Below are 23930 nucleotides of genomic sequence, written 5' to 3' on the forward strand. Positions count from 1 at the left end.
CCACCGGGAGGCGACGGCGCTCAGCGCTTGCCGCCCACTTCGATGAAGCGCAGGAACTCGGCGCGGGTGCGGGCGTCCTCGCGGAAGCTGCCCAGCATCTTCGAGGTGACCATGCTGACGCCGCGCTTGTGGATGCCGCGGGTGGTCATGCACTCATGGGCGCCTTCGACGACGACGCCGACACCGACCGGCTGCAGCACGTCCTGGATGCACTGGGCGATCTGCGCGGTCATCTTTTCCTGCACCTGGAAGCGGCGGGCGTAGGCTTCGACCACGCGTGCCAGCTTGCTGATGCCCACCACCTTGCCGGCCGGCAGGTAGCCGACGTGCACGCGGCCGATGATCGGCGCCATGTGGTGCTCGCAGTGGCTTTCGTATTCGATGTCGCGCAGGACGATCAGTTCGTCGTAGCCGGCCACTTCCTCGAAGGTGCGTTCCATGTAGGCGCGCGGGTCGTCGCGGTAGCCGCTGAACCAGTCGCCATAGGCTTCGGCCACGCGGCGCGGGGTATCCAGCAGGCCTTCGCGGGTCGGGTCCTCACCGGCCCAACGCAGCAGGGTGCGCACGGCATCCTCGGCCTGGACCTGGGTCACTTCGCCCTGCGGGGCGGCCTTTTCGTTGTTCTTGCTCATTGCATACAGCGCCCGAACGGGGGGCGAGCATCGTACCCGACCGGGGGGTGGGTCGTCCTCTGGGGACGGTTCATCGGGGGGCCGCCCGGCGCCGGATTGCTATCGATCTGGAGCGGGAAGGGCGGCAGGGCAGGACACGCCGTAAACCCATCCATGGGGGCTCGGTCGGCGCATCCCTGCGCCTCACGGTCCTGCCCTGCCGCCCTTCCCGCTCCCTGACGGTTTCCTGCGGGCGCGGCCGGTCCGCCCGAAAGCGGGGTCAAAAGCTGGGGTTCATGGCTTCGGAGGGTGTCCTGGCTGCTGCTGTGGTGGGTGCGGACCGTTGGTCCGCACTGCTTCTGCCCTTGCCTTTAAAGAGCCAACCCACCGCGCCCGCGAGATGTGGGGTAGGTGGCGGAGGGCCGGGCGGGGTGGGACCGTGAGGCGCAGGGATGCGCCGATCGAGCTTACAGGGACGTACTTGCAGCGTGTCCTACCCCGCCCGGCCCTCCGCCACCCCAACCGATAGCCAGCAGGCGCAACGCTTTCCTCAGCCCACCACCCATTCAGTAAAATCTATTGATAGGAATGAAATTAGTAGTATCCTATCTATTACTTATGGACCGCCCCCTCGACGAGCGCACCGTGCTGCAGATGCAGCTCAGCTCCGGCCTGCTGTACGCAGGGCGGCAGTGGCAGCGCTTGGCCGACAGCCGGTTGGGCAGCTACGGCATCTCCACCGCCTGCACCATGCCCCTGCTGATGATCGGCCGCTCCGGCGGTGGCATCCGCCAGGTCGCGCTGGCGCAGCAGCTGGGCATGGAAGGCCCTTCCCTGGTGCGCCTGCTGGACAAGCTCTGCGCCAGTGGGCTGGTCCGCCGCGAATGCGATGCCAGCGACCGCCGCGCCAACCTGCTTTGGCTGACCGAGGAAGGCCAGGCGTTGGTGCGCGAACTGGAAGACCAGTTGATCGGCCTGCGCCAGGACGTATTCGGCGAGCTTTCCATGGATGAACTGCATGCCGTGCTGAAGGCATGGCGCCTGCTGGCCGAGGCTGCCGACCGCATCACGTAAGCCCGTTGTCGGTGAATACCGCCGCTGCCGTGCATGCGCCAGCGGCTTTTGCCCGTTGCCGTTGTCCTGTTCCACCTCCCCTTCCCCTACCGTCCCCGCCCCTACCGATGCCCGGTGAATTCAGTCTCCACGGAGTGTTCGTCCCGACCCTGCTCGGGTTGATGGTGTTGGCCTACCTGGTCAACAGCGGCCTGCACGCGCTGCTGCAGCGTGCCGGTGCCTATCGCCACGTATGGCACCCGGCGCTGTTCAACCTGGCCTTGTACGGGATCGTGCTGGGCCTGCTGTTCCACCTCCTGCGTTGGATGCAATCGTGAACAAGATCGTGAAGAAGACCCTGCCGGTGCTGCTTACCTGCGCAGCCGTGATCGTCGCCCTGCTGGTGCTGCGCCAGCTGTGGGTCTACTACATGGACGAGCCGTGGACCCGCGACGCCCACGTCGGCGCCGACGTGGTGCAAGTGGCGCCGGATGTGTCCGGCCTGGTCGAAACGGTGCAGGTAGCCGACAACCAGGCGGTGAAAAAGGGCGACCTGCTGTTCGTGATTGATCGCGCGCGCTACCGCATCGCGCTGGAGCAGAGCCGCGCCAGCCTGGCCGAACGCCAGGCATCGGTCGCGCAGCTGCGCCGCGAGATCGGACGCGACCGCAGCCTGCAGGATCTGGTCGCCGCCGAGGACGCCGAAGTGCGCCGGGCCAAGCTGCAGGCCGCACAGGCCGCATTGGCCACCGCACAGGCCGCGGTCGACCTGGCCGAACTCAACCTGGCCCGCACCGAAGTGCGTGCACCGGCCAATGGCCGGGTCAACGACCGCACCATGCGCGTGGGCGACTACGTGGTGGCCGGCAAGCCGGTGCTGGCGCTGCTGGATACCGGTTCGTTCCGCATCGATGGCTACTTCGAGGAAACCCGCCTGCGCGGCGTTTCCCCGGGGCAGCGCGTGGACATCCGCCTGATGGGCGAAGACACCCCTCTGCACGGCCATGTCGAAAGCATCGCCGCCGGCATCGAGGATCGCTACCGCAGCAACGGCAGCACCCTGCTGCCGAACGTGACCCCGGCCTTCGACTGGGTGCGGCTGGCGCAGCGCATCCCGGTGCGCATCGCCATCGACGAGGTGCCTGCCGGCGTGGAGCTGATCGCCGGGCGCACCGCCACGGTGACCGTGGATACCGGCCGCCACGTGCAGAACAAGAAGGCCGGCGCTGCGCCGACACAGGCGGGCCTGTGAACGCCGCCCTGCCCCGCCTTGGCCTGATCGTCGCGCTGGCCAGCCTGGCCGCGTGCAGAACCGTCGGCCCGGATTACGCATTGCCCGAGGGCTCGGCGTTCAAGCGGCCGCAAGCGAATGCCGCGTTCATCGATACCCACAACCCCGAAGTGGCTGCCAACCAGGCACTGCCGGCACGCTGGTGGTCGCTGTACAACGACCCGGTGCTGGATGGGCTGATCACCCAGGCGCTGCGCGACAACGTCGAACTGAAGGCCGCCGACGCGCATCTGCGCCGCGCTGCTGCGGTGTACGAGCAGGCGATGGACGCCGGTGGCTTCGAGTACGAGGCCGAAGCCGGTGTCAGCCGCGCACAGTTGTCGGCCGAGTCGTTCCTGCAGGAGCACGAGCTGCCGGTGATCAACCTGGCCGACGGCAAGTTCGCGGTGAGCTACCAGTTCGACCTGTTCGGCAAGCTCAAGCGCGGTGCTGAAGCAGCCCGCGCCGACGAACAGTCGGTGGCCGCTGCACGTGACCTGGCCCAGGTGAGCGTGGTGGCCGAGGTGGCCGACAGCTACCTGGAGATCTGCCACGCCAACCATGAGCTGCATGTCGCCGAGCATTCCCTGCAGCTGCAGCAGCGCAGCCGTTCGGTCACCCAGCGGTTGATCAGCGCAGGCCGCGGCACGCCGCCGGAACTGGCGCGCGCCAATGCCCAGGTCGCGCTGCTGGAAGCCGCATTGCCCCCGCTGCAGGCGCAGCGTTCGGCTGCCGCCTATTCGCTGGCGGCACTGCTTGGGCAGACCCCGGGCCAGCTGCCGGCCGGAGTGATCGACTGCGCGCACGCACCCACCCTTGCCCAGCCGCTGCCGGTCGGTGATGGCCGCGCGCTGCTGCAGCGCCGTCCCGACATCCGCCAGGCCGAACGCAAGCTGGCCTCGGCCACCGCGCGGATTGGTGTCGCCACTGCCGAGCTGTACCCGGACATCCGCCTGGGCGCCTCGGTCGGCGCCGCCGGCCTGCTGGAAGACTTCGGCCAGCCGATGACCCAGCAGTGGTCGTTCGGCCCGCTGATCTCGTGGACGCTGCCGTCCTCGGGCACGCATGCACGCATCCACGCCGCCGAGGCTGGCGCCGATGCCGCGCTGGCCGAGTTCGACCATGCCGTGCTGCAGGCACTGCGCGAAACACAGACCGCACTGGACCGCTATGCGCAGGATCTGCGCCGCCTGCAGTCGTTGCGCGTGGCGCAGGAGCAGGCCGCGATGGCCGCAGAGCAGAACCGCCGGCTGTACCAGGGCGGCCGCACGCCGTACCTGTCCAGCCTGGACGCCGACCGCAGCCTGGCCAGCAGCGATGCCACCCTGGCCGCGGCAGAAGCACAGGTCTCGCGCGACCAGATCCACCTGTTCCTGGTACTGGGCGGTGGCTGGCAGGACAGTGCCGCGGCTGCGGCTGCGCCCACGGCGGCGAGGTAAGCGATGAACGGGCTGACTGACCGCCAGGCCTGGCTGTTCTCGATCAAGACCTACCTGGCAGCGATCGTCGCGCTGTACATCGCCATGGCCGGCAACCTGTCGCGCCCGTACTGGGCGATGGGCACGGTGTACATCGTCAGCCAGCCGCTGCTGGGCCCGACCCGGGCCAAGGGCGTGTACCGCATCCTCGGCACCCTGGCCGCCGGCCTGGCCACCCTGCTGATGTTGCCCGCCCTGGTGGAAACGCCGCTGGTGCTGAGCGCAGCGATGTCGATCTGGCTGGCCGGCTGCCTGTTCCTGGCCCTGCTCAACCGTGGCCCGCGTGGCTACGCGTTCCTGCTGGCCGGCTACACCACTGCATTCATCGGTTTCCCGGCGGTGACTTCGCCGGAGACCATCTTCGACACCGTGGTGGCGCGCAGCGAGGAGATCATCCTCGGTACGGTGGTAGCGGTGCTGTTCGCCTCGCTGCTGTTCCCGGCCTCGGTGCGGCCGATGCTGGGCGCGCGCATCGGCAACTGGATGGAGGACGCGGCGCAGTGGTGCCGGCAGATCCTCGAGCGCGGCCGCGCGCATGCCCCACGCAACCGGCTGGCCGCCGACCTGGTGCAGTTCGAGGCGCTGATCGAGTTCCTGCGCCGCGATGATCCACGCCATGCCGGCGCGGCGGTGTCGATGGAGCGCCTGCGCGAACGCATGCTGTTGCTGCTGCCGGTGCTGTCATCGATCGCCGACCGCCTGAGTGCGCTGCGCAGCGATGGACAGACCCTGCCCGAGGGCCTGCCGACGCTGGTCGATGACATCCACGACTGGATAGACACGCCGTCCAGTGCCAGCGACTACGCGCGCCTGCGCGCACGCATCAGTGCGCTGAAGCCACAGGTGGACCGCGATCTGCAGCACCTGCAGCTGGCCAGCCTGCTGCTGCGCCTGGAGGAGCTGGTGGACCTGTGGCAGGACTGCCGCACCCTGCAGCACGCGATCGACCAGGGCACCGCGCCGCTGGACCGTGCGCACTACCGCATCCGCACCGAACGCACCGCCACCGACAAGCACGTCGACTACGGCATGGCACTGTTCTCCGCGCTCAGCGCCGGCGTGGCGCTGATGAGCTACTGCGTGCTGTGGATCGGCCTGGGCTGGGAGGGCGGTGGCAACGGCGCGATGATGGCCGCGGTGACCGCCGCGTTCTTCGCTGCACAGGATGATCCGGCGCCGAGCATGGTCTCGTTCCTGGTGTGGGCGATGGTGGCTTCGCTGGTCGCCGGCGTGTACCTGTTCGGCGTGTTCCCCGCCGTACACGACTTCGGCCTGCTGGCGCTGGTGCTGGCGGTGGTGTTCCTGCCGTTGGGCCTGCTGCTGCACCACCCGAAGAGCGCGCTGTTCGCGCTGCCGCTGACGGTCAACCTGGCTGCGCTGCTCAGCCTGCAGAACACCTACAGTGCCAACGTGCAGACCTTCGCCAACTCGTCGATCGCGATGTTCATCGGCATTGGCTTTGCGGTGGTGATGACCCGGCTGTTCCGCTCGGTGGGTGCCGAATGGACCGCGCGCCGGCTGGTACGGCAGGGCTGGACCACCTTGGCCGAGGCGGCCGAAGGCCGTGGCCAGCAGGATCGCCAGCGCTTCGCTGCGCGCATGCTGGATCTGCTCGGCCTGCTGGCACCGCGCCTGGCGGCGACCCCGGAAGGCAGCGACATCGCGTCGGTGGACATGCTCAACGAGGCGCGCATCGGCCTGAACATCCTGCAGCTGCGCCGCGCCCGCCTGGAGCTGCCGGAGCGCAGCCGCGAGGCGGTCGAGCACATCCTGGAGGAAGTGGCCGTGCACTATCGCCGGCAGATCGCCGCACGCAAGCCGATTGTGGCGGCCGAGGCGCTGCGCGAACGGCTGGACACCTCGCTGGGACGGGTCGGCAGCGTGGCCGCCTGCAAGGCGCGCGACGAGGCGCTGATGGGCCTGGTCGGCCTGCGGTTTGCGCTGTTCCCGGAAGCAAAGGCGTTGGCGCCGGGACTGCTGGCAGCCGAGGGGCCGCAGCCGTAGCACGCTACCCTGTGCACCCATAGACCCCGCACCGGGGTCGGATCCTTCGCCACGGGCGAGGGCTCTGACCCCTGCGCTGCACAGGACGGTTCAATGAGTTACGACATGATGGTGTTCGAGGCCAGCGTCGCCCCGCGTGAAGCGGCGGCGTTCATCGCCTGGTTCGAGAAGCAGGCGCAGTGGGGCGAGAGCCACGAGTACGACGATCCGGCGGTCAGCAGCCCGGCGCTGCAGGCATGGTTCGCGGAGATGGCGCAGGAATTTCCGCCGATGAACGGCCCGCTGAGCAATGACGATGATGATCGCGCCGAGGTGACCGAGTACAGCATCGGCCGCCATGTGATCTATGGCGCGTTCGCGTATTCGGTGGCCGAGCGCGCGCATGGGCGGGTGCAGGACCTGGCCGAGAAGCACGGCGTGGGGTTCTTCGATGTCAGTGCGGACGAAGCGGCGATCGTGTATCCGGATGGGTTGGTGTTGATGCCGGAATAGGTTTGGCGGCAGGGCTGCGCCCTGCACCCGCCGAATCAACGGCAACGGCAACGTCAACATCAAATGCGTGCTCTCCGTGGGTTGGCGGGGTGGGTCCGGTTGAGGGGGACGCCGTAAACCCATCCATGGGGGCTTGGTCGCGGCATCCATGCCGCTCACACCCCCTCAACCGGACCCACCCCGCCTTCGACAGTTTCCCGCGATCTGTCGGAATGGCATGGCCTGCTTCTGGTGGGTGTCGACCTTGGTCGACACGGTAGATCCACGCCGTGCGTGGATGAAGGTGACCGATGTGATGGTAAGGCTGGCGTTTAGAACAACGTGCCCTGCACGGTGGGTTCTTCGCCGCGCACCGGTTCCTCGGTCACCTCTTCCGCACCCAGCCGCCAGGCCAGGCCACCAAGGCGGCTGGCATGTCGTTTCAATGCCGCCTCCAGCACCTCGGCGCTGCCGGCCACCTGCAGGCGCTGGCGGGCGCGGGTCAGGCCGGTGTAGACCAGTTCGCGCGACAACACGCGGCTGTCCTGCCTTGGCAGCTGCAACCACACTTCATCGAATTCCGAGCCCTGCGCCTTGTGCACGGTCATTGCGAACGCGCTCTCGTGTGCGGGCAAGGCTGCCGGGTGGAAGGCGCGCGGCTGGTCGGCGGTCTCGCCGGGGAACCAGGCCACCATCGCACCGCTGCCATCGCGCAGGCAGATGCCGATATCGCCGTTGAACAGGCGGTGGCGGTAGCTGTTTTCGGTGATCAGCAGCAGCCGGCCCTGGAAGTAGCCCGGGGTGTTGCCAGCCAGCAGCTGTTCAATGCGGCTGTTGAGGCCACGCGCGCCCTGCGGGCCTTCGCGCAGTGCGGTCAACACACGCAGGCGGCCGGCCTGCTGCAGTGCCTGCGCCGGGTCCGCTGCGTCGGCCAGTGCGCGCCAGTGGTCGAGCAGATGCTCGCGCTGGCCACGCAACGGGTCCGCCTCGCCTTCATGGAAGCGGACACCAGCCAGCCCGCCACTGCGCAGCAGGCGCAGGGCGGTACCACTGTCACCGCCACGCACGGCCTGCGCCAGCGGCGCCAGGTCCAGCGCATCACTCTGCCGGTAGCCACGCTGCAACTGCACGCGGCGGCCAGCGAACGCGCGCGGCGGTGCCTGCGGCTGCAGCGTCGCCGCTGCCAGCAGTCCATGCAGCGCCTGCGCATCGTCGGCGCGGGTGCCGATGCCATCGCCGCTGGCGCGCACGATGGCGCTGAGCACATCGCCGGCTTCCACCGACGGCAACTGGTCGGGATCGCCGAGCAGGATCAGGCGGGTACCGCTGGCGATCGCGTCGACCAGCTTGGCCATCAGCGGCAGGTCGATCATCGAGGCTTCGTCGACCACCACCACGTCCACCGGCAACGGGTTGTCGGCGTGATGGCGGAAGCGCGGTGAATCGGGAATCACCCCGAGCAGGCGATGCAGGGTGGTGCCTGTACTGGGCAGCGCGGTGCACAGCGCCGGGTCCAGCCCCTGCTCCTGCAGCCGCTGGACGGCCAGGCGCAGGCTTTCGGCCATGCGCTCGGCGGCGCGGCCGGTGGGTGCAGCCAACGCTACCTTCGGCACGGGCAGGCCCTGGTGCAGCGCCTGTGCCGCCAACAGCAGCAGCAGGCGGGCGATGGTGGTGGTCTTGCCGGTACCGGGACCACCGGTGACCAGGGCCAGCGGGTGGCGCAGGGTTACGCCAGCCGCACGGGCCTGGTGGTCCTCACCCGTTGCGGCGTGCGGGAACAGACGCGCGAACAGGGGCGCCACGGCGGCCATGTCCGGTGCAGGCAGCGGATGGCGGCCGATGCGTTGCAGGCCGACGGCCAACTGCCGCTCGTATTCGCGGTAGCGGCGCAGGTACAGCAGACCGTTCTCCAGCACCAGCGGCGCTTCCGCGGCGGCGGCGCTGGCATCCTGCGGGGTCGCCACCCAAGGCGAGGCCTGCAGCTGCGCCAGCCACTGCGCAGGTTCGGGCCATGCCGGAATGCCATCGATCACGCGCTGGGGCTGGCGCGGATCGAAGCCAGCGTGCCCCTGCGCCACGGCCAGCGAGGCCAGTGCGGCGGCCAGTGCCACGTCGTCCGGCGTGTCTTCGCGCAGGCGCTTGAGGCTGATGGCCAGGGCGTGGTCCAGGGTGCGCAGCTGGCCACTGCGATGCAGATCGCGCAGCAGGTTCATGCGGTTTCTCCGCGCGCGCGCGCCGCCATCTCGGCCTGGGCTGCTTCGCCGCCCGCAAACAAGGCATCCAGCGCATCCACCAGCTCAGGCGCGAAGCGCTGCACGTGCACGCCGTTGCCGGCGATATCCAGGCCCCGGCAGAACAGGTAGCGGATACCGCCCATGTCGCGCGCGTAGTCGTATGCCGCGCCCAGGCGGAAGCGCAGCCAGCGATGCAGGGCCACGGTATAGATCAGCGCCTGCAGGTCGTACTCGCTGTGGCGCATCGCGATCTCCAGCAGGTCCGGGCTGTAGCCCGGCAACCGGTTGGATTTGTAGTCCAGCACATACCAGCGGCCATCACGCACGTAGGTCAGATCGATCTTGCCGGTCATCAGGCCTTCCAGCCTTCTGCGCAGGCCGAAACCGCGCCGCGCGCTGGAGATGCCGTGCTCGTGCAGCAGCTGCAGCAGCACCGGTACTGCGGTCGGCTCGATGGCGAAGTGGAACTCGATTTCGGCCCGGCGCTCATGCTCGGGCACGCTGCACAGCGCACCGCCTTCGGGCAGCGGTACGGTGAGGGTGTGGCCGACCAGCGGCACCAGCACCGCCACGCCATCGTCCAGATCCTCGTCGGCATAGCCTTCGTCGTGCAGCGAGCGGCGCAGCACGTCGGCCTGTCCCTCCGGTGCCGGTTGCTGCGGCTGCCAGTGCGACCACAGTGCGAAGTCGACGTTCTCCAGTGCATCGTGCAGCACATTGCCGAAGCGGCTGCCCATGAAGCGCGGATCCGGCGGTGCTGTGTCTTCTGCGGCGGCGTCCGGCAACGCCGGTTCCAGCGGCAGCTCGGCACCGGCTGGTTCGTCGGCAGCCGGTGCCGGCAGTTCGGTGGCCGCCGCTTCGATATCGTCGCCGTTGCCAGCGTCGGCATGCGCCAGCTGGGTGAAGCTGTAGACCCACCAGTCATGTGGCACCCGGCGGGTCAAGGCACGCACCGCAGGCAGCTCACCTTCGGTTTCGGCCAGCAGCTGCGGCAGGCGGCCCGGCGGCGTACTGTCATCCAGGTCCACGTCCGCGTGCGCACGCAGCGCCTGCAGGTCGCCCAGCAACGGCGCCAGGCGGGTCTTCGCATGGCCTGCCAGATCGCCGGCGGCGATCCACAAGGCATGTTCGGCGCGGGTCAGGCCCACGTACAGCAGGCGCGCGTCTTCTGCACGCTGTTCGCGCTCGCGCTGGCTGCTGGCTGCGTCCCAGGCGTCGTCCCTGTCCAGCTTCCAGTGCAGCTGGCGCTCACCCTGCAGGTGCACGGTGCAGTGGGTGGCGGTGTTCGGCGCGCCGCCATCGATGCCCACGAACGGCAGGAACACCAGCGGGTATTCCAGGCCTTTGCTCTTGTGCAGGGTGATGATCTGCACCCGTCGGGCGTCGGACTCCAGCCGCAGCAGCTGCTGCTCGTCATCCTGGTCGGCGTTGGCCATCTGCCCCTGCAGCCAGTCCAGCAGGCCGTGCATGCCCAGTGCCTGCGCGGAGGCTTCCTGCAGCAGTTCGCCCAGCTGCAGGTAGTTGGTCAGGCGCCGCTCGCCGTCGATCAGTGCCAGCAGGCGTTCGCCCTGCGCGGCGCAGACGTCGGCCACCACCGCGAACGGGCCGCCACGCTGCCAGCGTTCGCGCCAGTGCAGCAGCTGTGCCTGGAACCCGCGCTGCAGGTCCCCCTCACGCTCCATGCTGGCAATCGCGCTTGCGCGCTGCCCCAGCAGCACCGTTGCCAATGCAGTGCGCAGGCGTCCTTCGTCGGCCGGTTGCAGCAACGCCAGCAGCAACGCACGCAGGTCACGGGCCTCGCTGGTGGCAAACAGGCTCTGCTTGCCGGCCGCCACCGCGGGAATCCCGACTGCGGCCAGTGCACGCTGCACCAGCGTGGCTTCGCGATGCGAGCGCACCAGCACGGCGATATCGCCGGGTTGCACGGGGCGCCCACGCAGCAGCGCGGTGCCGGCACGCGCCTCCAGCAGGATCTGGTGGATCGCGGCCACGCAGGCCTGGGTCGCCGCGTCGCGCGACGCATCGGCGCCAAGGGCCTTTTCACCGTCGCTGCGCAGCAGGCGCAGGGTCAGCGCCGGTGCGGCCCGGCCATCGCGCAGGTAGTCCTCATCGACACGCACGCCACCGGGCCGCACCGGCTCGAACCGGATGTCGCGTTCGAGGAAGGCATCTTCGCCAGCGTTGTCGTACAGCGCCTGCAGCGCGCGCAGCACGGCCGGGCGCGAGCGGAAGTTCTGGTCCAGCGCCGGTGCCTGCTCGGCCACCTGCTTGGCTTTCAGGTAGGTATGGATGTCGCCGCCGCGGAAGCCATAGATGGCCTGTTTGGGATCACCGATCAGGAACAGCGCCGGCTGCAGCCCCAGTTCGTCCACCTCCGGCGAGGCGCCGAACACGGTATGGAAGATGCCCCACTGGCGGTCATCGGTATCCTGGAATTCATCGACCAGGGCGATGCGGTACTGCGCCCGCAGCTGCTTGACCAGGGCCAGCCGCTGCGGGCCTTCCAGCGCGCGGGCGACGCCGTCGATCAGATCGTCGTAGGTCTGCACGCGGCGCACGCGCTTCAGCACCGACAGGCGCTGGGTGGCTTCCTCGCGCAGGGCGTGCAGGAAGTTCAGTGCGGTGGCACGCAGCCATTGTTCGCGCTGGGCCAGCAGTGCCACGTAGCGCTCAAGCGGTGCCTGCAGCGGTGAGGACGGTGTGCGGTCGGCGAACTTCTTGTTGGTCTTGGCCACCAGCGCATCGGGCAGCAGCGCCGGCAAGCGGTCGCTGGACAGCAGTTCGGCTGCGTCGCCGCGCTCGGCCCAGCCCAACAGCTGCCGGCCCAGCGGGTGCAGCCAGCCCAGCTTGTAGGAAACGCCGTTGATCCACTTGTTGTCGACCGCTTCGCACAGGTCCAGGAAGAAGCGCTCACCATGTTCGCGCACGGCCATCGACAGTTCCGCCGCCGCGCCCTGCAGCGCCGGGCGCGGATCGTCCACGGCCAGCGGCTGCAGTGGCGGGTGCAGCGGTGGCGATGCCAGCAGCGCGCGCAGGTCAGCCGCCAGCGCATCCGGGTGGGACCACAACCAGGTCAGCGGTTCCAGCGTTGCCGGGTCGTTGGCATGCACCCGCCACAGATCGGCCGCCAGTTCTTCCAGCAGCTCGCGATCGCTGGCCAGCAGCTCGGGCGGGTCGAAGGTATGCCCGCTTTCGAGCGCATGTTCGCGCAGCACGCGGGTGCAGAAGCCGTGGATGGTGAAGATCGCAGCCAGGTCGATCTCGTCGGCGGCTACCTGCAGGCGCCGCTTCAACGCTTTTGCGGTTTCCGTGCCGTCCTGCAGATGACGTTGCAGCACCTGCCGGGTCAGCAGCGCATCGGGTGTTTCATCGTCGCCCGGCTGCAGATCGACCAGGCGCGCAGCCAGGGCCAGGCGCTCGCGGATGCGCTTGCGCAGTTCCTGGGTGGCGGCGTCAGTGAAGGTCACCGCCAGGATCTGGCCGATACGCAGGCCCTGCTCGACCACCAGACGGGTGAACAGCGTCGCCAGGGTAAAGGTCTTGCCGGTGCCGGCACTGGCTTCGATCAGTCGCGTGCCGTGCAGCGGCAACGCCAGGTAAGGGTCGGGGCAATGCGTGTTGATGGAAGCGCCCTCGGCACCGCTGCTCATGCGTGGCCCGCCTGTGGATCATTGCCGAAGCTGCGCCCTTCGCGCACGGCGCTGAAGACCACCTGGCTGTTGCGCAGCAGGTCGGCGTAACTGGCGTCGTCGGCGAACGGGTCGGCGCCACGCAGCAGCAGCTGCCAGGCATCACTGTTGGCTTCACCCCAGCTGCGGTCGCTGCCATGCCATTGTTTCCAGCCTTCGCTGCGCTGCTTTTCCACCGGCGCGTTGAACAGCACCCAGCCGGTATAGGGCGCAAAGCGCAGTGGTTCGCGCAGCCCACGCTGGCGCAGCTGCAGCAGCGCGCGCAATGCCGCGCGCGCTGCGGGCACGGTCAAGGCAGGCAATGCATGCGGACCGGGGCCGGCATCACCGCCGTCGTAGAACTGCACCAGCGGCAAGGCATCGCCGGCGGCGTTGGCCAGCAGCCAGTCCAGCCCCTGGCGGATCACCGCGTTGCCGTTGAGCGCGCCGGCGCGCAGGCGCACCAGGCCTTCGGGATGGCGATCACCGACCCGGCCATGCAGGCGAGCGCCGTCGATCTCCACTTCATAGCGGCGGCTCTCCAGCGGCGTGCCCTGCAACCAGCCCAGCATGGCCGTGGCATACGGGCGGGTCTTGAGCCGCTCCACTTCAAACTGGCGCTCGCCGAGGATGCCCGACGGCAGCAGCCCGCGTGCGCGCAGCCGCGGGTACAGCGGCTCGCTGTCGCCGGCCAGGGTGGCCTGCACCACGGCCAGCTGCACACTGCGCTTCTCCGGCCCACGCGAGGACAGCACCAGCGGCTCCAGGTCGTCGACGTCCTCGACGTCGTCGGCCAGGCGCAGGCCCAGCGACTGTGCGAGGAACTGCCCGGCCGGATCACACAGGAAACGACGCAGGCTCTCCAGCGAGACCTCTTCTTCCACCGCGTCGTCCACCGGCGGCGGCAGTGCGGCGTCGAACCACGGCAGCAGGCCGCCGCGCTGCCCGCCCAGCCGCCCGGCGGCCGGGTGCCACTGCCGGCGGTAGCTGAAGCGGCGTGGATCGCCGTCACCGAAGGCGGCCGGCGAGAACGGCTGCAGCGCGTGGCGCACGGTGAAGTCCCGCGTGGCGGTCGACGGATCGAGGTGATAGGCCGCGGCGGCATCGATCAGTTCGCTGACCAGCACCGAGGGTTCGCGCACGCTGCCATCGCGCGGGTCCGCGCCGAGGTAGCTGAGGTAGAACACGTCCTGCGCAGCAGCAAACAACTGCAGGAACAGGAAACGATCGTCTTCGCGGGTGGAGCGGTCGCCGGGACGGCGGCGCGGCGTATCCAGTTCGGCGGTGAGCTGGTTGAGGCCAGCGGCCGGGTCGCGACGCGGGAAATCACCATCGTTGAGGCCGAGGACGCAGATCACCCGGAACGGCAGCAGGCGCATCGGCACCATGCGGCCGAAGCTGATGCCACCGGTCAGCAACGGCGCGCGCGTATCGGCCTCGGCAAGCGCACCGGCGAAGTGCGCACGCACCACCTCCGGTGGCACGCCATCGGCGAACCCTGCCTTGTACGCATCTTCGGCGAACTGGTTGAGCAGCTTGCGCAGGCGCTCCAGCGCGCGCTGGCTGTTGGGCGAGCTGGGTGGTGTCGGCAGCAGGGCATCGAGCAGCGACAGCAGGCGCTGCCGCCACTGTGCCGGGGTCAACAGTTCGCCCAGCCGGCGCTGGTAGACGGCCAGCACGCGCAGCAGGCGCAGCAGCCGGTCCAGCGCATCCAGCGCCCCGCCTTCCAGTTCGATCCACGGCGCCACCCCGACCAGATCCACCTCGCTGCCGGTGGCGTGGCCCAGCAGCAGGCGATCCAGCGCGAACTGCCAGGTGTAGGCGTCATCGCTGGGGGCCTGCAGCTGGTCGCGATGCTGGGCATCCAGGCCCCAGCGTGCGCCTGCCTGCTGCAACCAGCCATGCAGTCGGTCGAAGTCCACCGCTTCCAGGCCGGCGGCCTCGGCCAGGGGTGCACTGGCCAGCAGATCCAGCACCTCGTTCAGGCCGAAGCGCGAGATCGGCAGGCCAAGCAGGTGCACGAACACATCGGCCAGCGGCTCGCCGGCCAACGGACTGCTGTCGGCCAGCGCGTAGGGAATGTGTTCGTCCTCGCCCCCCCGTCCGCCGAACACCGCTTCCAGATAGGGCACATACGGATCGATGTCCGGCGCCAGCACGGCGATCTCGCGCGCCTGCAACGGCGGGTCGAAGCGCGGGTCCTGCAGCAGGCTGCGCAGCTGGTCGTGCAGCACCTGCAGCTCGCGCAGGCGGGTGTGGCAGGCGTGCACCTGCAGGCTCGGGTCGTCGCTGCGCAGGCCATCGCGCAGTTCACCGGAAGGCAAGGCACGACGGTGGAACAGGTCGCGCTGCAGGCGATGCAGCAGGCTGTCGGACAGCCCGCCCTGGTCCATCGTCGGCCGCGTGTCTTGCTCCGGGTCGGAATAGGCCGCGATCTCGCCGGCCGGATGCACCACTTCATAGCTGCCCAGCACCGCCATGAAATCGCGGCCGGCCGCACCCCACGCTTCCAGCAGGCGGTTCTCGCCGGCGGCCTCGCCGAACGGGTCCGGCGCACCGCTGCGCAGGCGCTCTGCCAGGGTCTGCAGGTCGCCCCAGTAGGACTGCACCGGCGTGGGCAGATAGAAATGCAGTTCGCCCACCCGCGACTGGGTGGCCATCACCCGCAGTACGTCGGGCGAGATGTTGAGGGTGGCGAACGCCGACATCCGCGGCGGCAGGCCCTGCGGCAGCGGTTGGCCGGCGCCCTCGAAGCGGTCCAGGTACGCCTGGATGCGGCGCGCGCGGTAACCATGGCCGGCGGCGATGCTGCGCCACAGGATGGCCTGCGGATCGGCCGCGTCGGCGCCGGCTTCCCAGCGCAGCAGCCAGTCGCGGCGCCAGGCCTGGTACTTCTCGAACACCGAGGCCAGTTCGCCGGCCAGGGCCCAGGGTTTGAGCGCGTCGCCCCCGGCAAGATAGGACTGCAGCGCGCGCATCGGTGGCTGCGCCAGCAGCTGCGGATCGCGCAGGGCCTGGTACAGGCGCCAATGCAGGGCGGCCGCATCCAGGTCGTCGGCTTCGCCCTCGACATTGGCGTTCAACGCACGGGCGACGAACTCACCGGGGGTCAGGAATTCCAGGTTGGCGGCCACGCCATACTCGGCGGCCAGTGTCGCCTGCAGCCAGCGCCGCATCGCCACCTGCGGGATCAGCACCACCTCCGGCGCCAGCAGCGGCTGTCCCGGCACCGGCACACGCACGTTGCGCGCCAGCAGGGCAGCCAGCACGTCCAGCGAATTGGAATGGTAGAGGCGGAAGTCGCTGCCCGGGTCACTCATCGTGCACAGTGTGCAGCACACCCGCCCGTATTCAATCCCGGGGTACGGTGATCGCGACGGATTGTTCCGGTCGTTTTCGGAATTGTCCCGGTCTGGCGACGGTCCGGCCGTGCAACAATACTGCACCGTCCAGTCTGCTTATGTTCAGCAGTCTGACCCGATGCTTCAATGTCGAAAAAACGTTAAGGGTGCCCATGTCGGCTTCCACTCCCAGTCTGGTGCAGTTGTCCAACGTCCGCATCGACCGGAGCGGGCGCACGATCCTGCGCGACGTTTCGCTGCAGGTGCCCAAAGGCAGCATCACCGCGGTGCTCGGTCCGTCCGGCAGCGGCAAGTCGACCCTGCTGGCGGCGCTGACCGGCGAACTGCGTCCGGTTGCAGGCGACGTCACCCTGTTCGGCAAACCCATCCCGCAGCGCACCGCCGAACTTCTGGAGATGCGCAAGAGCGTCGGCGTACTGCTGCAGGGCAATGGCCTGCTGACCGACCTGACCGTGGCCGAGAACGTCGCCCTGCCGTTGCGCACCCACACCCGCCTGCCGGCACCGGTGCTGCGCCGGCTGGTGCAGATGAAGCTGCATTCGGTCGGCCTGCTGGCCGCCGCCGATGCCTGGCCGCGTGAGCTGTCCGGTGGCATGGCCCGGCGCGTGGCACTGGCCCGCGCGTTGGCCCTGGACCCGCCGCTGATGATCTACGACGAGCCGCTGACCGGACTGGACCCGATCGCCTCGGGGGTGATCATGAGCCTGATCCAGCGCCTCAACCACAGCCTGGGCTTGACCAGCATCATCGTCAGCCACCACGTGCACGAGACCCTGCCGATCTGCGACCAGGTAATCGCGATCGCCAATGGCGGCATCGTGTTCCAGGGCACGCCGGAGGCGCTGCAGTCCAGCCAGGACCCGCTGCTGCAGCAGTTCCTGCATGGCCAGCCCGATGGTCCCATCCCGTTTGATGCCGCACCGCGCGCGAGGGTTGCCTGATGCCGTTCGTGCAAGCCACCCGCTCGCTGGGTCGTGCCGGCCTGTTCTCGCTGACCGTGCTGCGCGGTTCGCTGCCGACCCGTGATTTCCTGGCCGAGCTGACCCGCGAGATCTACAAGATCGGTGCGCGCTCGCTGCCGATCATCGCCGTGGGCGGCGCCTTCGTCGGCCTGGTGCTGACCCTGCAGGGCTACCGCACGCTGACCACCTTCGGTGCGGCCGACGCGCTGTCCACCCTGCTCGGCCTGTCGCTGTACCGCGAACTGGCACCGGTGCTGACCGCGTTGTTGTTCATCGGCCGCGCCGGCAGTTCGATCGCCGCCGAGCTGGGCCTGATGCGCGCCACCGACCAGATCAAGGCGCTGGAACTGATGGCCATCGACCCGGTGGCCAAGGCCGTGGCGCCGCGCTTCTGGGCGGCGGTACTGACCGTGCCGCTGCTGACCGGCATCTTCTGTTCGCTGGCGATCAGTGCCAGCTACTTCGAAGCCGTGCACGTGCTGGGCCTGGACAACGGCGTGTTCTGGTCGGCGCTGCGTGGCAGCGTGGACTTCTGGGACGACTTCGGCGTGGCGATGCTGAAGTCGGCGATCTTCGGTGGTACCGCGGCCCTGGTGGCCGCCTATGTCGGTTTCCACGCCGAACCGACCATCGAAGGCACGTCCGTCGCCACTACCCGTGCGGTGGTCAACGCCTCGCTGCTGGTGCTGATGTTCAACTTCGTACTGTCGGCAATGTTGTTCACCTAACCCCTCCATCGGCGGTGCGCATCGGCGCGCGGCCACCACGACTGATCAGGTAATCCACATGGCCATCCGCGGTCCCAGACTCGAATTCTCCGTCGGCGCCTTCCTGCTGCTGGCCCTGGCCTCGCTGATGGTGCTGGCCGTCGCCTCGACCAACCAGCGCTGGAGCTGGGGTGGCGAAGGCTATGAACTCAAGGCCCGCTTCTCCCAGGTCGGCCAGCTGCGCAAGCAGGCGCCGGTGAAGATCGGTGGTGTCACCGTCGGCCAGGTCGCAGCGATCGATCTGGACCCGGTGAAGTTCGAATCGATCGTGACCCTGCGCATGGACAGCAAGGTCAAGGATCTGCCGGCCGATACCTCGGCGGGCATCTTCACCAGTGGTTTGCTTGGCGAGAGCTATATCGGTCTGCAGCCCGGCGGCGATCCGGACGTGCTGAAGCCCGGCGAAGAGATCGTCTTCACCCAGCCGGCCGTGGACCTGATCCAGCTGGTCGGCAAATACATGTTCAGTGGCGGCGCCGGTGGCGGCGCTGCTCCGAAGCCCAACGATGGCGCGCAGGCGCCTGCAACGGAACCGCAACCATGAAGATGAAACTGATCCCGGCCCTGCTCGCCTCGTCGCTGCTGCTGGCCACCCCGTTCCTGGCCCAGGCGCAGGCCGCCGCCCCCGCTGCTGCGGCCCCCCAGGGCCAGGCCGGCAAGGTGGTGATCGACGCCAGCACGCGCATCCTCACCACCCTGCAGCAGCGCCGTGCCGAATTCAGCGGCAACCCGGCCAGCCTGCGCAGCTATATCGACAGCGAACTCAACCGCACCTTCGACCGCGACTATGCCGCGCGCCTGGTGCTGGGCACGCACGCCCGCGGCGCGGCGGACGCTGACATCAAGCTGTTCGCCAATGCGATGGCCGACAACCTGATGCAGCGCTATGGCTCGACCCTGCTCAACATCCAGGGCAAGCCGAGCTTCCGCCTGAAGGGCGAAAGCCCGCTGCCGGGCAACCGCGGCGTGCGCGTGAGCACCGAGCTGGTACGTGCCGGCAGCGAGCCGACGCCGGTCGAGTACTGGATGCGCAACGAAGGCGGCCAGTGGAAGATCTTCGACGTGAACATCGAAGGCATCTCCTACGTGCAGACCTTCCGCAACCAGTTCGATGCCCCGCTGCGACAGAAGGGCATCAAGCAGGTGGCCACCGAACTGCGCAGCGGCAGCATGCAGGCTGGGCCGGCCGGTAATGGCAAATAAGGCGCTGGCGCTGCTGGAAGGTGACACCCTGCGCCTGCGTGGGGTGCTCGACCGTGCAGCGGTGATCGCGCTGTGGCCGCAACTGCAGGCCCTGCCGGCGCAGCTGTCGCGGCTGGAACTGGCGGAGGTCGAGCGCGTGGACAGCGCCGGCCTGGCGTTGTTGGCCGAGCTGGCCGCACGCGCGCGCCAGGGCGGCCATCCGCTGACAATTTCCGGCGCCCCCGCCGGTTACAACGAGCTGAGCGCGGCCTACCGGCTGTCGCCCGACCTGGACTTCAACGCTACTTCTGCTGCGAGCTGACATGAACGTCGTGCGCGTTTTCCCTCTGATCCTCCTGGCCGCCGCGCTCAGCGCCTGTGCCGGCAAGCCGGCGCGCAGCGACGCGCCGACCGCCGACACCGTGGTGCCGGCGACGAACACCACCTCGGTCGACAACGCTGCTGGTGCGGCTGCGCCTGCTGCGAGCGTCGCAGCCGACGCCCCCGTACCCGCTGCGGCCGCCCCTGCACCGGCTACCGCCTCGCAGGGTGCAACCGGCAGTGATGCCACCGCCGCCGCACCGGGCGGCGATGACGACTTCGACGCGCTGTACGGCGCCAATGGCAGCACCACCAACACCACCGCGTACGACCCGTGGGAACCGTTCAACCGCAAGGTGCACGGGTTCAACAACGCCGTCGACCGCGGTATCGCCCGTCCGTTGGCGACCGCCTATACCCACGTGGTGCCGCGCTTTGCCCGTACCGGCGTGAGCAACTTCTTCAGCAACCTGCGTGCGCCGCTGACCATTACCAACCAGCTGCTGCAGGGCCGCCCCGGCGACGCCTGGGACAGCCTGGGCCGGTTCCTGATGAACAGCACGCTGGGCGTCGGTGGCCTGTTCGACCCGGCCAGCAAGGCGATGGTGCCGCGTCGCAACGAGGACTTCGGGCAGACCCTGGGTGCCTGGGGCTGGCGTCGTTCGCGCTACGTGGAACTGCCGTTCTTCGGCCCGCGTACCGTGCGTGATGTGTTCGGCCTGGCCGGTGACATCCCGCTGTCGCCGATCCGCCGCATCGAAAGCGACAAGTACCGCATCGGTCTGCAGGGCCTGCAGCTGGTCGATACCCGCGCGCAGCTGCTGGCGATCGACGACCTGCGCGATACCGCGGTGGACGAATACGCCCTGGTCCGCGATGCCTGGATGCAGCGCCGCAACTACCAGATCGAGAACGACCTGCGTGGCAAGCGCGAGCGTGGCAGCGACGATGCGAACTCGCCGATCCCGGTCGATGCGATGCCGATGCCGCAGTGGACCAATTGACCGCTGCCGGCAACGCATGAAAAAACCCCGCCTCGGCGGGGTTTTTTGTTTTACCGGCAGGTGCCAACCTTGGTTGGCACGTCGTCTTCAGGCCGCCAGTGCCGCCTCGACCGCTTCGCGCAGGCGCGCGTCATCGGCAGCAACGTCCGGGGCGAAGCGGGCGATGACCTTGCCATCGCGGCCAACCAGGAACTTCTCGAAGTTCCACAGCACCGCCGGTGCCGGGTGGATCGGAATCTCCTTGCTGGCCAGGCGCTCGCGCAGCGGGCCTTCGCCGATCGCCTGCGGCTGCGCGGCAGTCAGCTGCTGGTACAGCGGGTGGGTGTCTTCACCGGCCACGCTGATCTTGGCGAACATCGGGAAGCTCACATCGTAGGTCAGCTGGCAGAACTGCTGGATCTCCGCCTCGCTGCCCGGCTCCTGGCCGAGGAAGTTGTTGGCCGGGAAGCCCAGTACTTCCAGCCCCTGCGCGTGCTTTTCCGCATACAGCGCCTGCAGGCCTTCGTACTGCGGGGTCAGGCCGCACTTGGACGCCACGTTGACCAGCAGCAGCACCTTGCCCTGGTAGTCGGCAAGAGAGGACGGCTGGCCGTCGATGGTGGTGAGGGAAATATCCTGGATCGAGGTGCTCACGCGGGGCTCCGGCTACAGCGGGGAAAGGCCCACCAGCATACCGCCGCACGTGACCGGTAGTGCCGGCCGCTGGCCGGCAACCTCATGAACGTTCCAGAAGATTCTTGAGGTTGCCGGCCAGCGGCCGGCACTACCCTCAGTCGACGCAGAGGGTGCCTTGTGCCTTGCCACCGTCGATGCGTTGCCGGCAACCGAAGTTCTGGCTGACATCACGCTGGCAGGTGCCAGTCGCCACCGCACCTGCGGTCACCTCGGCGGACGCCAGGCACTGGCCGCTGCAGTCGCTCTTGCTGCTGCAGGACTTGCCGGCGTCGGCATAGGGAATCACGCACTGCACCCGTTGCAGGCGGCCCAACGGCTGCAGGGTACCGCCCGCCGCACGGCAGTCCACATCGCGTGCTTCTTCATAGGCTGCAGCGGCTTCAGGGCTGTCGGCCACCGTGGCTGCCGTGCCTGCGTCTTCACTGGCCGGTGGGGTGCTGCTGCAGGCGGCAAGCAGTACGCCCAGGGCAAGGCTGGCAAAGAGATGGAAACGCATGGCGGTACCTGATCGAGGTGGGCGCCTGCCAGCATACGCACAGCGCCATGCATGTGGCGTGTCAGCCCCGCTCAGGCCTCTTCGCCCTCATTGCCTTCTTCGCTCCCCTCCTCGGGCAGCAGGCTGTCGGGAAGCAACTGCCGACTCTGTTCGGCCGGCAGCGACTCTACGTCCCGCAGCTTCCGGGCAATGGCACGCGTGCGTACCCCCGTCTGGTCAATCTGCTTGCTGGCCTGGTCGAGCTTGGTCTTCACGCTGTCGAGCACGCTACCGAATTTACCGAACTCGGTTTTGACGGCACCCAGCAATGTCCACACTTCACTGGACCGCTGTTCGATGGCCAGCGTACGGAAGCCCATCTGCAGGCTGTTGAGCAACGCGGTGACGGTGGTCGGCCCGGCCACCACCACGCGGTGCTCGCGCTGCAGCAGGTCGACCAGGCCCGGGCGCCGGATCACCTCGGCATACAGTCCTTCGGTCGGCACGAACATCACCGCGAAATCGGTGGTGTGCGGGGGCACGATGTACTTTTCGCAGATTGACTTGGCCTGCACGCGGATCGCGCGTTCCAGCTGGATACCCTGCAGGCGCACGCCCTCGGCATCGCCCTGTTCCTGCGCATCAAGCAGGCGCTCATAGTCTTCGCGCGGGAACTTGGAATCGATCGGCAGCCAGACCGGCGTGTCGTCGTCGCGACGGCCCGGCAGGCGCACGGCGATGTCGACCATCTCGTTCCCGTCAGGACGTACTTTCACCCCGCGTGCGTACTGTTCCTGGGTAAGGGTCTGCTCGAGGATGTTCTCCAGCTGAACTTCGCCCCAGCTGCCGCGGTTCTTGACGTTGGTCAGTACCCGCTTCAGGTCGCCCACGCCGGTCGCCAGCTGCTGCATTTCACCCAGCCCGCGCTGCACCTGTTCCAGCCGTTCGGACACCAGCTTGAACGAATTGCCCAGCCGCGTTTCCAGCGTGGACTGCAGCTTCTCGTCGACGGTGTGGCGCATCTGCTCGAGCTTCTGCGCGTTGTCGGCCTGCAGCGCGCGCAGCTGTTCTTCCAGGGTGGCGCGCATTTCCGAGATGCGCTGTTCGTTGCGCTGGGTCAGCTCCTGCAGGCGCAGGCCCAGGCTCTCGGTCAGGCGCTGCTGCGATTGCGCACCCTCTTCGCGGCCCTTGCGGGCATCCTCCACCAGTGCCTGCCGCAGCGCACCGAACTGGGTGTCGGTACGGGCGGTCAGTTCCTGCAGCTGCTGGCCGAAGGCATGGATACGCGCCTCCTGCTGCTGGCCGAACACATCCAGCTGCACGCGCAGTTCCTGCAGGCGTTCGCCCAGCGAGACGGCGCTGCGCTGCTGGCTGTCGGCTGCCTCGGCGCGGGCCTTGCGTGCGTCTTCGCCCAGCGCTTCGCGCAGCAGGTCCAGGCGCTGGTCGGTGCGGGTGGACAGATCGGTCAGCGCGCGCGCGAACCCATCGAGCTGCTCGCGCAACTCGCTGCGGCCGACGCGTGCTTCATCACGCACGGCCTGTTCCAGCCGGTCGTGGGGCGGGCGGCGCAGCAGCGCCACCAGTTGCAGGATCAGCACGACCAGCAGCAGGCCGGCGACGAGGAGGAATTCGGTTTGCATGTGGCAAGTGTAGGCTGGCCCAGTCTCACGTGCTGAAACGAGCCCATGTTTGTACTGTACGGAAAGCCCAGCTCGATCAACGTGCGCAAAGTGCTGTGGCTGTGCGCCGAACTCGATCTGCCGTTCTCACATGATCCGGCACCAGCGCCGGAGCGCTTGGCGGCGCTGAATCCGAACCGACAGGTACCAGTGCTGCGCGATGGCGACTTCATGCTGTGGGAGTCCAACAGCATCTGCCGCTACCTGGCCACCCGCCAAGGACGAGTCGATCTGCTGCCGGGCGCTGCACAGGCCCGTGCCTTGGTCGAACAATGGATGGACTGGCAGGCCAGCGACCTCAACAGCGCCTGGCGCCACGTGTTCATGGCCCGCGTGCGCCAGCACCCCGACTTCGCGGACGACGCACGCGCCGAGGCAAGCCTGGAACAATGGAACCGCCTGATGACCGTGCTCGACCACCAGCTTGCCGCCAGCAATGCCTACGTGGCGGGCACCGACTTCAGCCTGGCCGACATCGTCCTCGGCCTGTCGACACAGCGCTGGCGCAGCACCCCCGGCAACAAACCTGTGCTGCCCCACGTAGACGCCTGGTTCGAACGCCTGCGCCCCCGGCCGGGCTTTGCCGAGCATGTGGACAACGGCGTGGCGTAGCACGCTTGCTTGGCTTCATCCACGCATGGCGTGGAGCTACTGTGTCGACCAAGGTCGACACCTACCAACAGCGGCGGGAAACCGTCGAAGGCGGGGCGGTGT

At 68.5% G+C, this 23930-nt stretch carries 20 protein-coding genes; 13 read left to right on the plus strand and 7 right to left on the minus strand.

Going from position 1 to position 23930, the window contains the following annotated elements:
- Positions 1 to 20: 20 nt before the first annotated feature.
- Complete coding sequence (folE, locus tag AC07UW_RS19790) at positions 21 to 632, minus strand: GTP cyclohydrolase I FolE (protein ID WP_025875657.1); 612 nt, start codon at positions 630 to 632, stop codon at positions 21 to 23.
- A 597-nt stretch (positions 633 to 1229) separates the two neighbouring features.
- Here folE and AC07UW_RS19795 point away from each other — a divergent pair.
- From AC07UW_RS19795 to AC07UW_RS19820, 6 genes are all read left to right on the plus strand, one after another.
- Positions 1230 to 1685 (plus strand): MarR family winged helix-turn-helix transcriptional regulator, encoded by a 456-nt coding sequence (locus AC07UW_RS19795; RefSeq protein ID WP_025875653.1) that lies wholly within the window; start codon positions 1230 to 1232, stop codon positions 1683 to 1685.
- 107 nt (positions 1686 to 1792) lie between these two features.
- The gene (locus AC07UW_RS19800; RefSeq protein WP_025875651.1) at positions 1793 to 2002 is read left to right on the plus strand and encodes a DUF1656 domain-containing protein; all 210 of its coding nucleotides are present in this window, start codon (positions 1793 to 1795) and stop codon (positions 2000 to 2002) included.
- The gene (locus AC07UW_RS19805) at positions 1999 to 2916 is read left to right on the plus strand and encodes an efflux RND transporter periplasmic adaptor subunit (protein ID WP_495212705.1); all 918 of its coding nucleotides are present in this window, start codon (positions 1999 to 2001) and stop codon (positions 2914 to 2916) included. The genes AC07UW_RS19800 and AC07UW_RS19805 overlap by 4 nt, the downstream gene beginning before the upstream one ends.
- Positions 2913 to 4373, plus strand: coding sequence for an efflux transporter outer membrane subunit (locus AC07UW_RS19810; protein ID WP_495212706.1), 1461 nt, complete (start codon positions 2913 to 2915; stop codon positions 4371 to 4373). Before AC07UW_RS19805 ends, AC07UW_RS19810 begins: the two co-directional genes overlap by 4 nt.
- 3 nt (positions 4374 to 4376) lie before the next feature.
- On the plus strand, positions 4377 to 6416 hold the full coding sequence (locus tag AC07UW_RS19815) for an FUSC family protein (RefSeq protein WP_313251379.1): 2040 nt from the start codon (positions 4377 to 4379) through the stop codon (positions 6414 to 6416).
- A gap of 93 nt (positions 6417 to 6509) precedes the next feature.
- Positions 6510 to 6908 (plus strand): hypothetical protein, encoded by a 399-nt coding sequence (locus tag AC07UW_RS19820; RefSeq protein ID WP_032978532.1) that lies wholly within the window; start codon positions 6510 to 6512, stop codon positions 6906 to 6908.
- A gap of 311 nt (positions 6909 to 7219) precedes the next feature.
- Here the strand turns inward: AC07UW_RS19820 and recD are convergent, their stop codons facing one another.
- Genes recD through recC form a run of 3 tightly spaced genes read right to left on the minus strand, consistent with a single transcriptional unit; the run spans position 7220 to position 16109 of the window.
- Positions 7220 to 9100, minus strand: a complete 1881-nt coding sequence (gene recD, locus AC07UW_RS19825) for an exodeoxyribonuclease V subunit alpha (protein WP_495212707.1) — start codon at positions 9098 to 9100, stop codon at positions 7220 to 7222.
- Positions 9097 to 12771, minus strand: coding sequence for an exodeoxyribonuclease V subunit beta (gene recB / locus AC07UW_RS19830; protein WP_495212708.1), 3675 nt, complete (start codon positions 12769 to 12771; stop codon positions 9097 to 9099). The genes recD and recB overlap by 4 nt, the downstream gene beginning before the upstream one ends.
- The gene (gene recC, locus AC07UW_RS19835) at positions 12768 to 16109 is read right to left on the minus strand and encodes an exodeoxyribonuclease V subunit gamma (RefSeq protein ID WP_495212709.1); all 3342 of its coding nucleotides are present in this window, start codon (positions 16107 to 16109) and stop codon (positions 12768 to 12770) included. Before recC ends, recB begins: the two co-directional genes overlap by 4 nt.
- A 194-nt stretch (positions 16110 to 16303) precedes the next feature.
- Here recC and AC07UW_RS19840 point away from each other — a divergent pair, with 194 nt between their 5' ends.
- The 6 genes from AC07UW_RS19840 to AC07UW_RS19865 are packed head-to-tail and all read left to right on the plus strand — an operon-like array spanning position 16304 to position 20387.
- Positions 16304 to 17092: an ABC transporter ATP-binding protein gene (locus AC07UW_RS19840; RefSeq protein ID WP_080150186.1), complete on the plus strand. Its 789-nt coding sequence runs from the start codon at positions 16304 to 16306 to the stop codon at positions 17090 to 17092.
- Positions 17092 to 17841 carry an MlaE family lipid ABC transporter permease subunit gene (locus AC07UW_RS19845; protein ID WP_006404088.1) on the plus strand — a complete coding sequence of 250 codons (750 nt, stop codon included), beginning with the start codon at positions 17092 to 17094 and terminating at the stop codon, positions 17839 to 17841. The genes AC07UW_RS19840 and AC07UW_RS19845 overlap by 1 nt, the downstream gene beginning before the upstream one ends.
- Positions 17842 to 17899: 58 nt before the next feature.
- Positions 17900 to 18424, plus strand: a complete 525-nt coding sequence (mlaD, locus tag AC07UW_RS19850; RefSeq protein ID WP_006404090.1) for an outer membrane lipid asymmetry maintenance protein MlaD — start codon at positions 17900 to 17902, stop codon at positions 18422 to 18424.
- Positions 18421 to 19083: an MlaC/ttg2D family ABC transporter substrate-binding protein gene (locus AC07UW_RS19855; protein ID WP_025875629.1), complete on the plus strand. Its 663-nt coding sequence runs from the start codon at positions 18421 to 18423 to the stop codon at positions 19081 to 19083. The genes mlaD and AC07UW_RS19855 overlap by 4 nt, the downstream gene beginning before the upstream one ends.
- Positions 19073 to 19384: an STAS domain-containing protein gene (locus AC07UW_RS19860; protein ID WP_025875628.1), complete on the plus strand. Its 312-nt coding sequence runs from the start codon at positions 19073 to 19075 to the stop codon at positions 19382 to 19384. Before AC07UW_RS19855 ends, AC07UW_RS19860 begins: the two co-directional genes overlap by 11 nt.
- A gap of 1 nt (position 19385) precedes the next feature.
- A complete protein-coding gene (locus AC07UW_RS19865; protein WP_033832627.1) occupies positions 19386 to 20387 on the plus strand; it encodes an MlaA family lipoprotein in 1002 nt (333 codons plus the stop codon).
- A gap of 87 nt (positions 20388 to 20474) precedes the next feature.
- Here AC07UW_RS19865 and AC07UW_RS19870 read toward each other — a convergent pair whose 3' ends face one another.
- The 3 genes from AC07UW_RS19870 to AC07UW_RS19880 form a co-directional block, all read right to left on the minus strand.
- On the minus strand, positions 20475 to 21020 hold the full coding sequence (locus AC07UW_RS19870; RefSeq protein WP_025875625.1) for a glutathione peroxidase: 546 nt from the start codon (positions 21018 to 21020) through the stop codon (positions 20475 to 20477).
- 136 nt (positions 21021 to 21156) lie between these two features.
- Complete coding sequence (locus tag AC07UW_RS19875) at positions 21157 to 21558, minus strand: hypothetical protein (protein WP_033832628.1); 402 nt, start codon at positions 21556 to 21558, stop codon at positions 21157 to 21159.
- Positions 21559 to 21629: 71 nt separating this feature from the next.
- Positions 21630 to 23177, minus strand: coding sequence for a DNA recombination protein RmuC (locus AC07UW_RS19880; RefSeq protein WP_312107792.1), 1548 nt, complete (start codon positions 23175 to 23177; stop codon positions 21630 to 21632).
- Positions 23178 to 23222: 45 nt separating this feature from the next.
- Between AC07UW_RS19880 and AC07UW_RS19885 the strand changes: the two genes are divergently transcribed.
- Positions 23223 to 23828 carry a glutathione S-transferase family protein gene (locus AC07UW_RS19885; protein WP_495212710.1) on the plus strand — a complete coding sequence of 202 codons (606 nt, stop codon included), beginning with the start codon at positions 23223 to 23225 and terminating at the stop codon, positions 23826 to 23828.
- Positions 23829 to 23930: the final 102 nt, after the last annotated feature.

It is taken from the genome of Stenotrophomonas sp. GW821-FHT02D01 (assembly GCF_059421765.1).

Bases quoted from the DNA above. Each gene is read 5' to 3' on its own strand.
- folE (WP_025875657.1), bottom strand. From the start codon at position 632: ATGAGCAAGAACAACGAAAAGGCCGCCCCGCAGGGCGAAGTGACCCAG.
- AC07UW_RS19795 (WP_025875653.1), top strand. From the start codon at position 1,230: ATGGACCGCCCCCTCGACGAGCGCACCGTGCTGCAGATGCAGCTCAGC.
- AC07UW_RS19800 (WP_025875651.1), top strand. From the start codon at position 1,793: ATGCCCGGTGAATTCAGTCTCCACGGAGTGTTCGTCCCGACCCTGCTC.
- AC07UW_RS19815 (WP_313251379.1), top strand. From the start codon at position 4,377: ATGAACGGGCTGACTGACCGCCAGGCCTGGCTGTTCTCGATCAAGACC.
- AC07UW_RS19820 (WP_032978532.1), top strand. From the start codon at position 6,510: ATGAGTTACGACATGATGGTGTTCGAGGCCAGCGTCGCCCCGCGTGAA.
- recD (WP_495212707.1), bottom strand. From the start codon at position 9,100: ATGAACCTGCTGCGCGATCTGCATCGCAGTGGCCAGCTGCGCACCCTG.
- recB (WP_495212708.1), bottom strand. From the start codon at position 12,771: ATGAGCAGCGGTGCCGAGGGCGCTTCCATCAACACGCATTGCCCCGAC.
- recC (WP_495212709.1), bottom strand. From the start codon at position 16,109: ATGAGTGACCCGGGCAGCGACTTCCGCCTCTACCATTCCAATTCGCTG.
- AC07UW_RS19840 (WP_080150186.1), top strand. From the start codon at position 16,304: ATGTCGGCTTCCACTCCCAGTCTGGTGCAGTTGTCCAACGTCCGCATC.
- AC07UW_RS19845 (WP_006404088.1), top strand. From the start codon at position 17,092: ATGCCGTTCGTGCAAGCCACCCGCTCGCTGGGTCGTGCCGGCCTGTTC.
- mlaD (WP_006404090.1), top strand. From the start codon at position 17,900: ATGGCCATCCGCGGTCCCAGACTCGAATTCTCCGTCGGCGCCTTCCTG.
- AC07UW_RS19855 (WP_025875629.1), top strand. From the start codon at position 18,421: ATGAAGATGAAACTGATCCCGGCCCTGCTCGCCTCGTCGCTGCTGCTG.
- AC07UW_RS19860 (WP_025875628.1), top strand. From the start codon at position 19,073: ATGGCAAATAAGGCGCTGGCGCTGCTGGAAGGTGACACCCTGCGCCTG.
- AC07UW_RS19865 (WP_033832627.1), top strand. From the start codon at position 19,386: ATGAACGTCGTGCGCGTTTTCCCTCTGATCCTCCTGGCCGCCGCGCTC.
- AC07UW_RS19875 (WP_033832628.1), bottom strand. From the start codon at position 21,558: ATGCGTTTCCATCTCTTTGCCAGCCTTGCCCTGGGCGTACTGCTTGCC.
- AC07UW_RS19880 (WP_312107792.1), bottom strand. From the start codon at position 23,177: ATGCAAACCGAATTCCTCCTCGTCGCCGGCCTGCTGCTGGTCGTGCTG.
- AC07UW_RS19885 (WP_495212710.1), top strand. From the start codon at position 23,223: ATGTTTGTACTGTACGGAAAGCCCAGCTCGATCAACGTGCGCAAAGTG.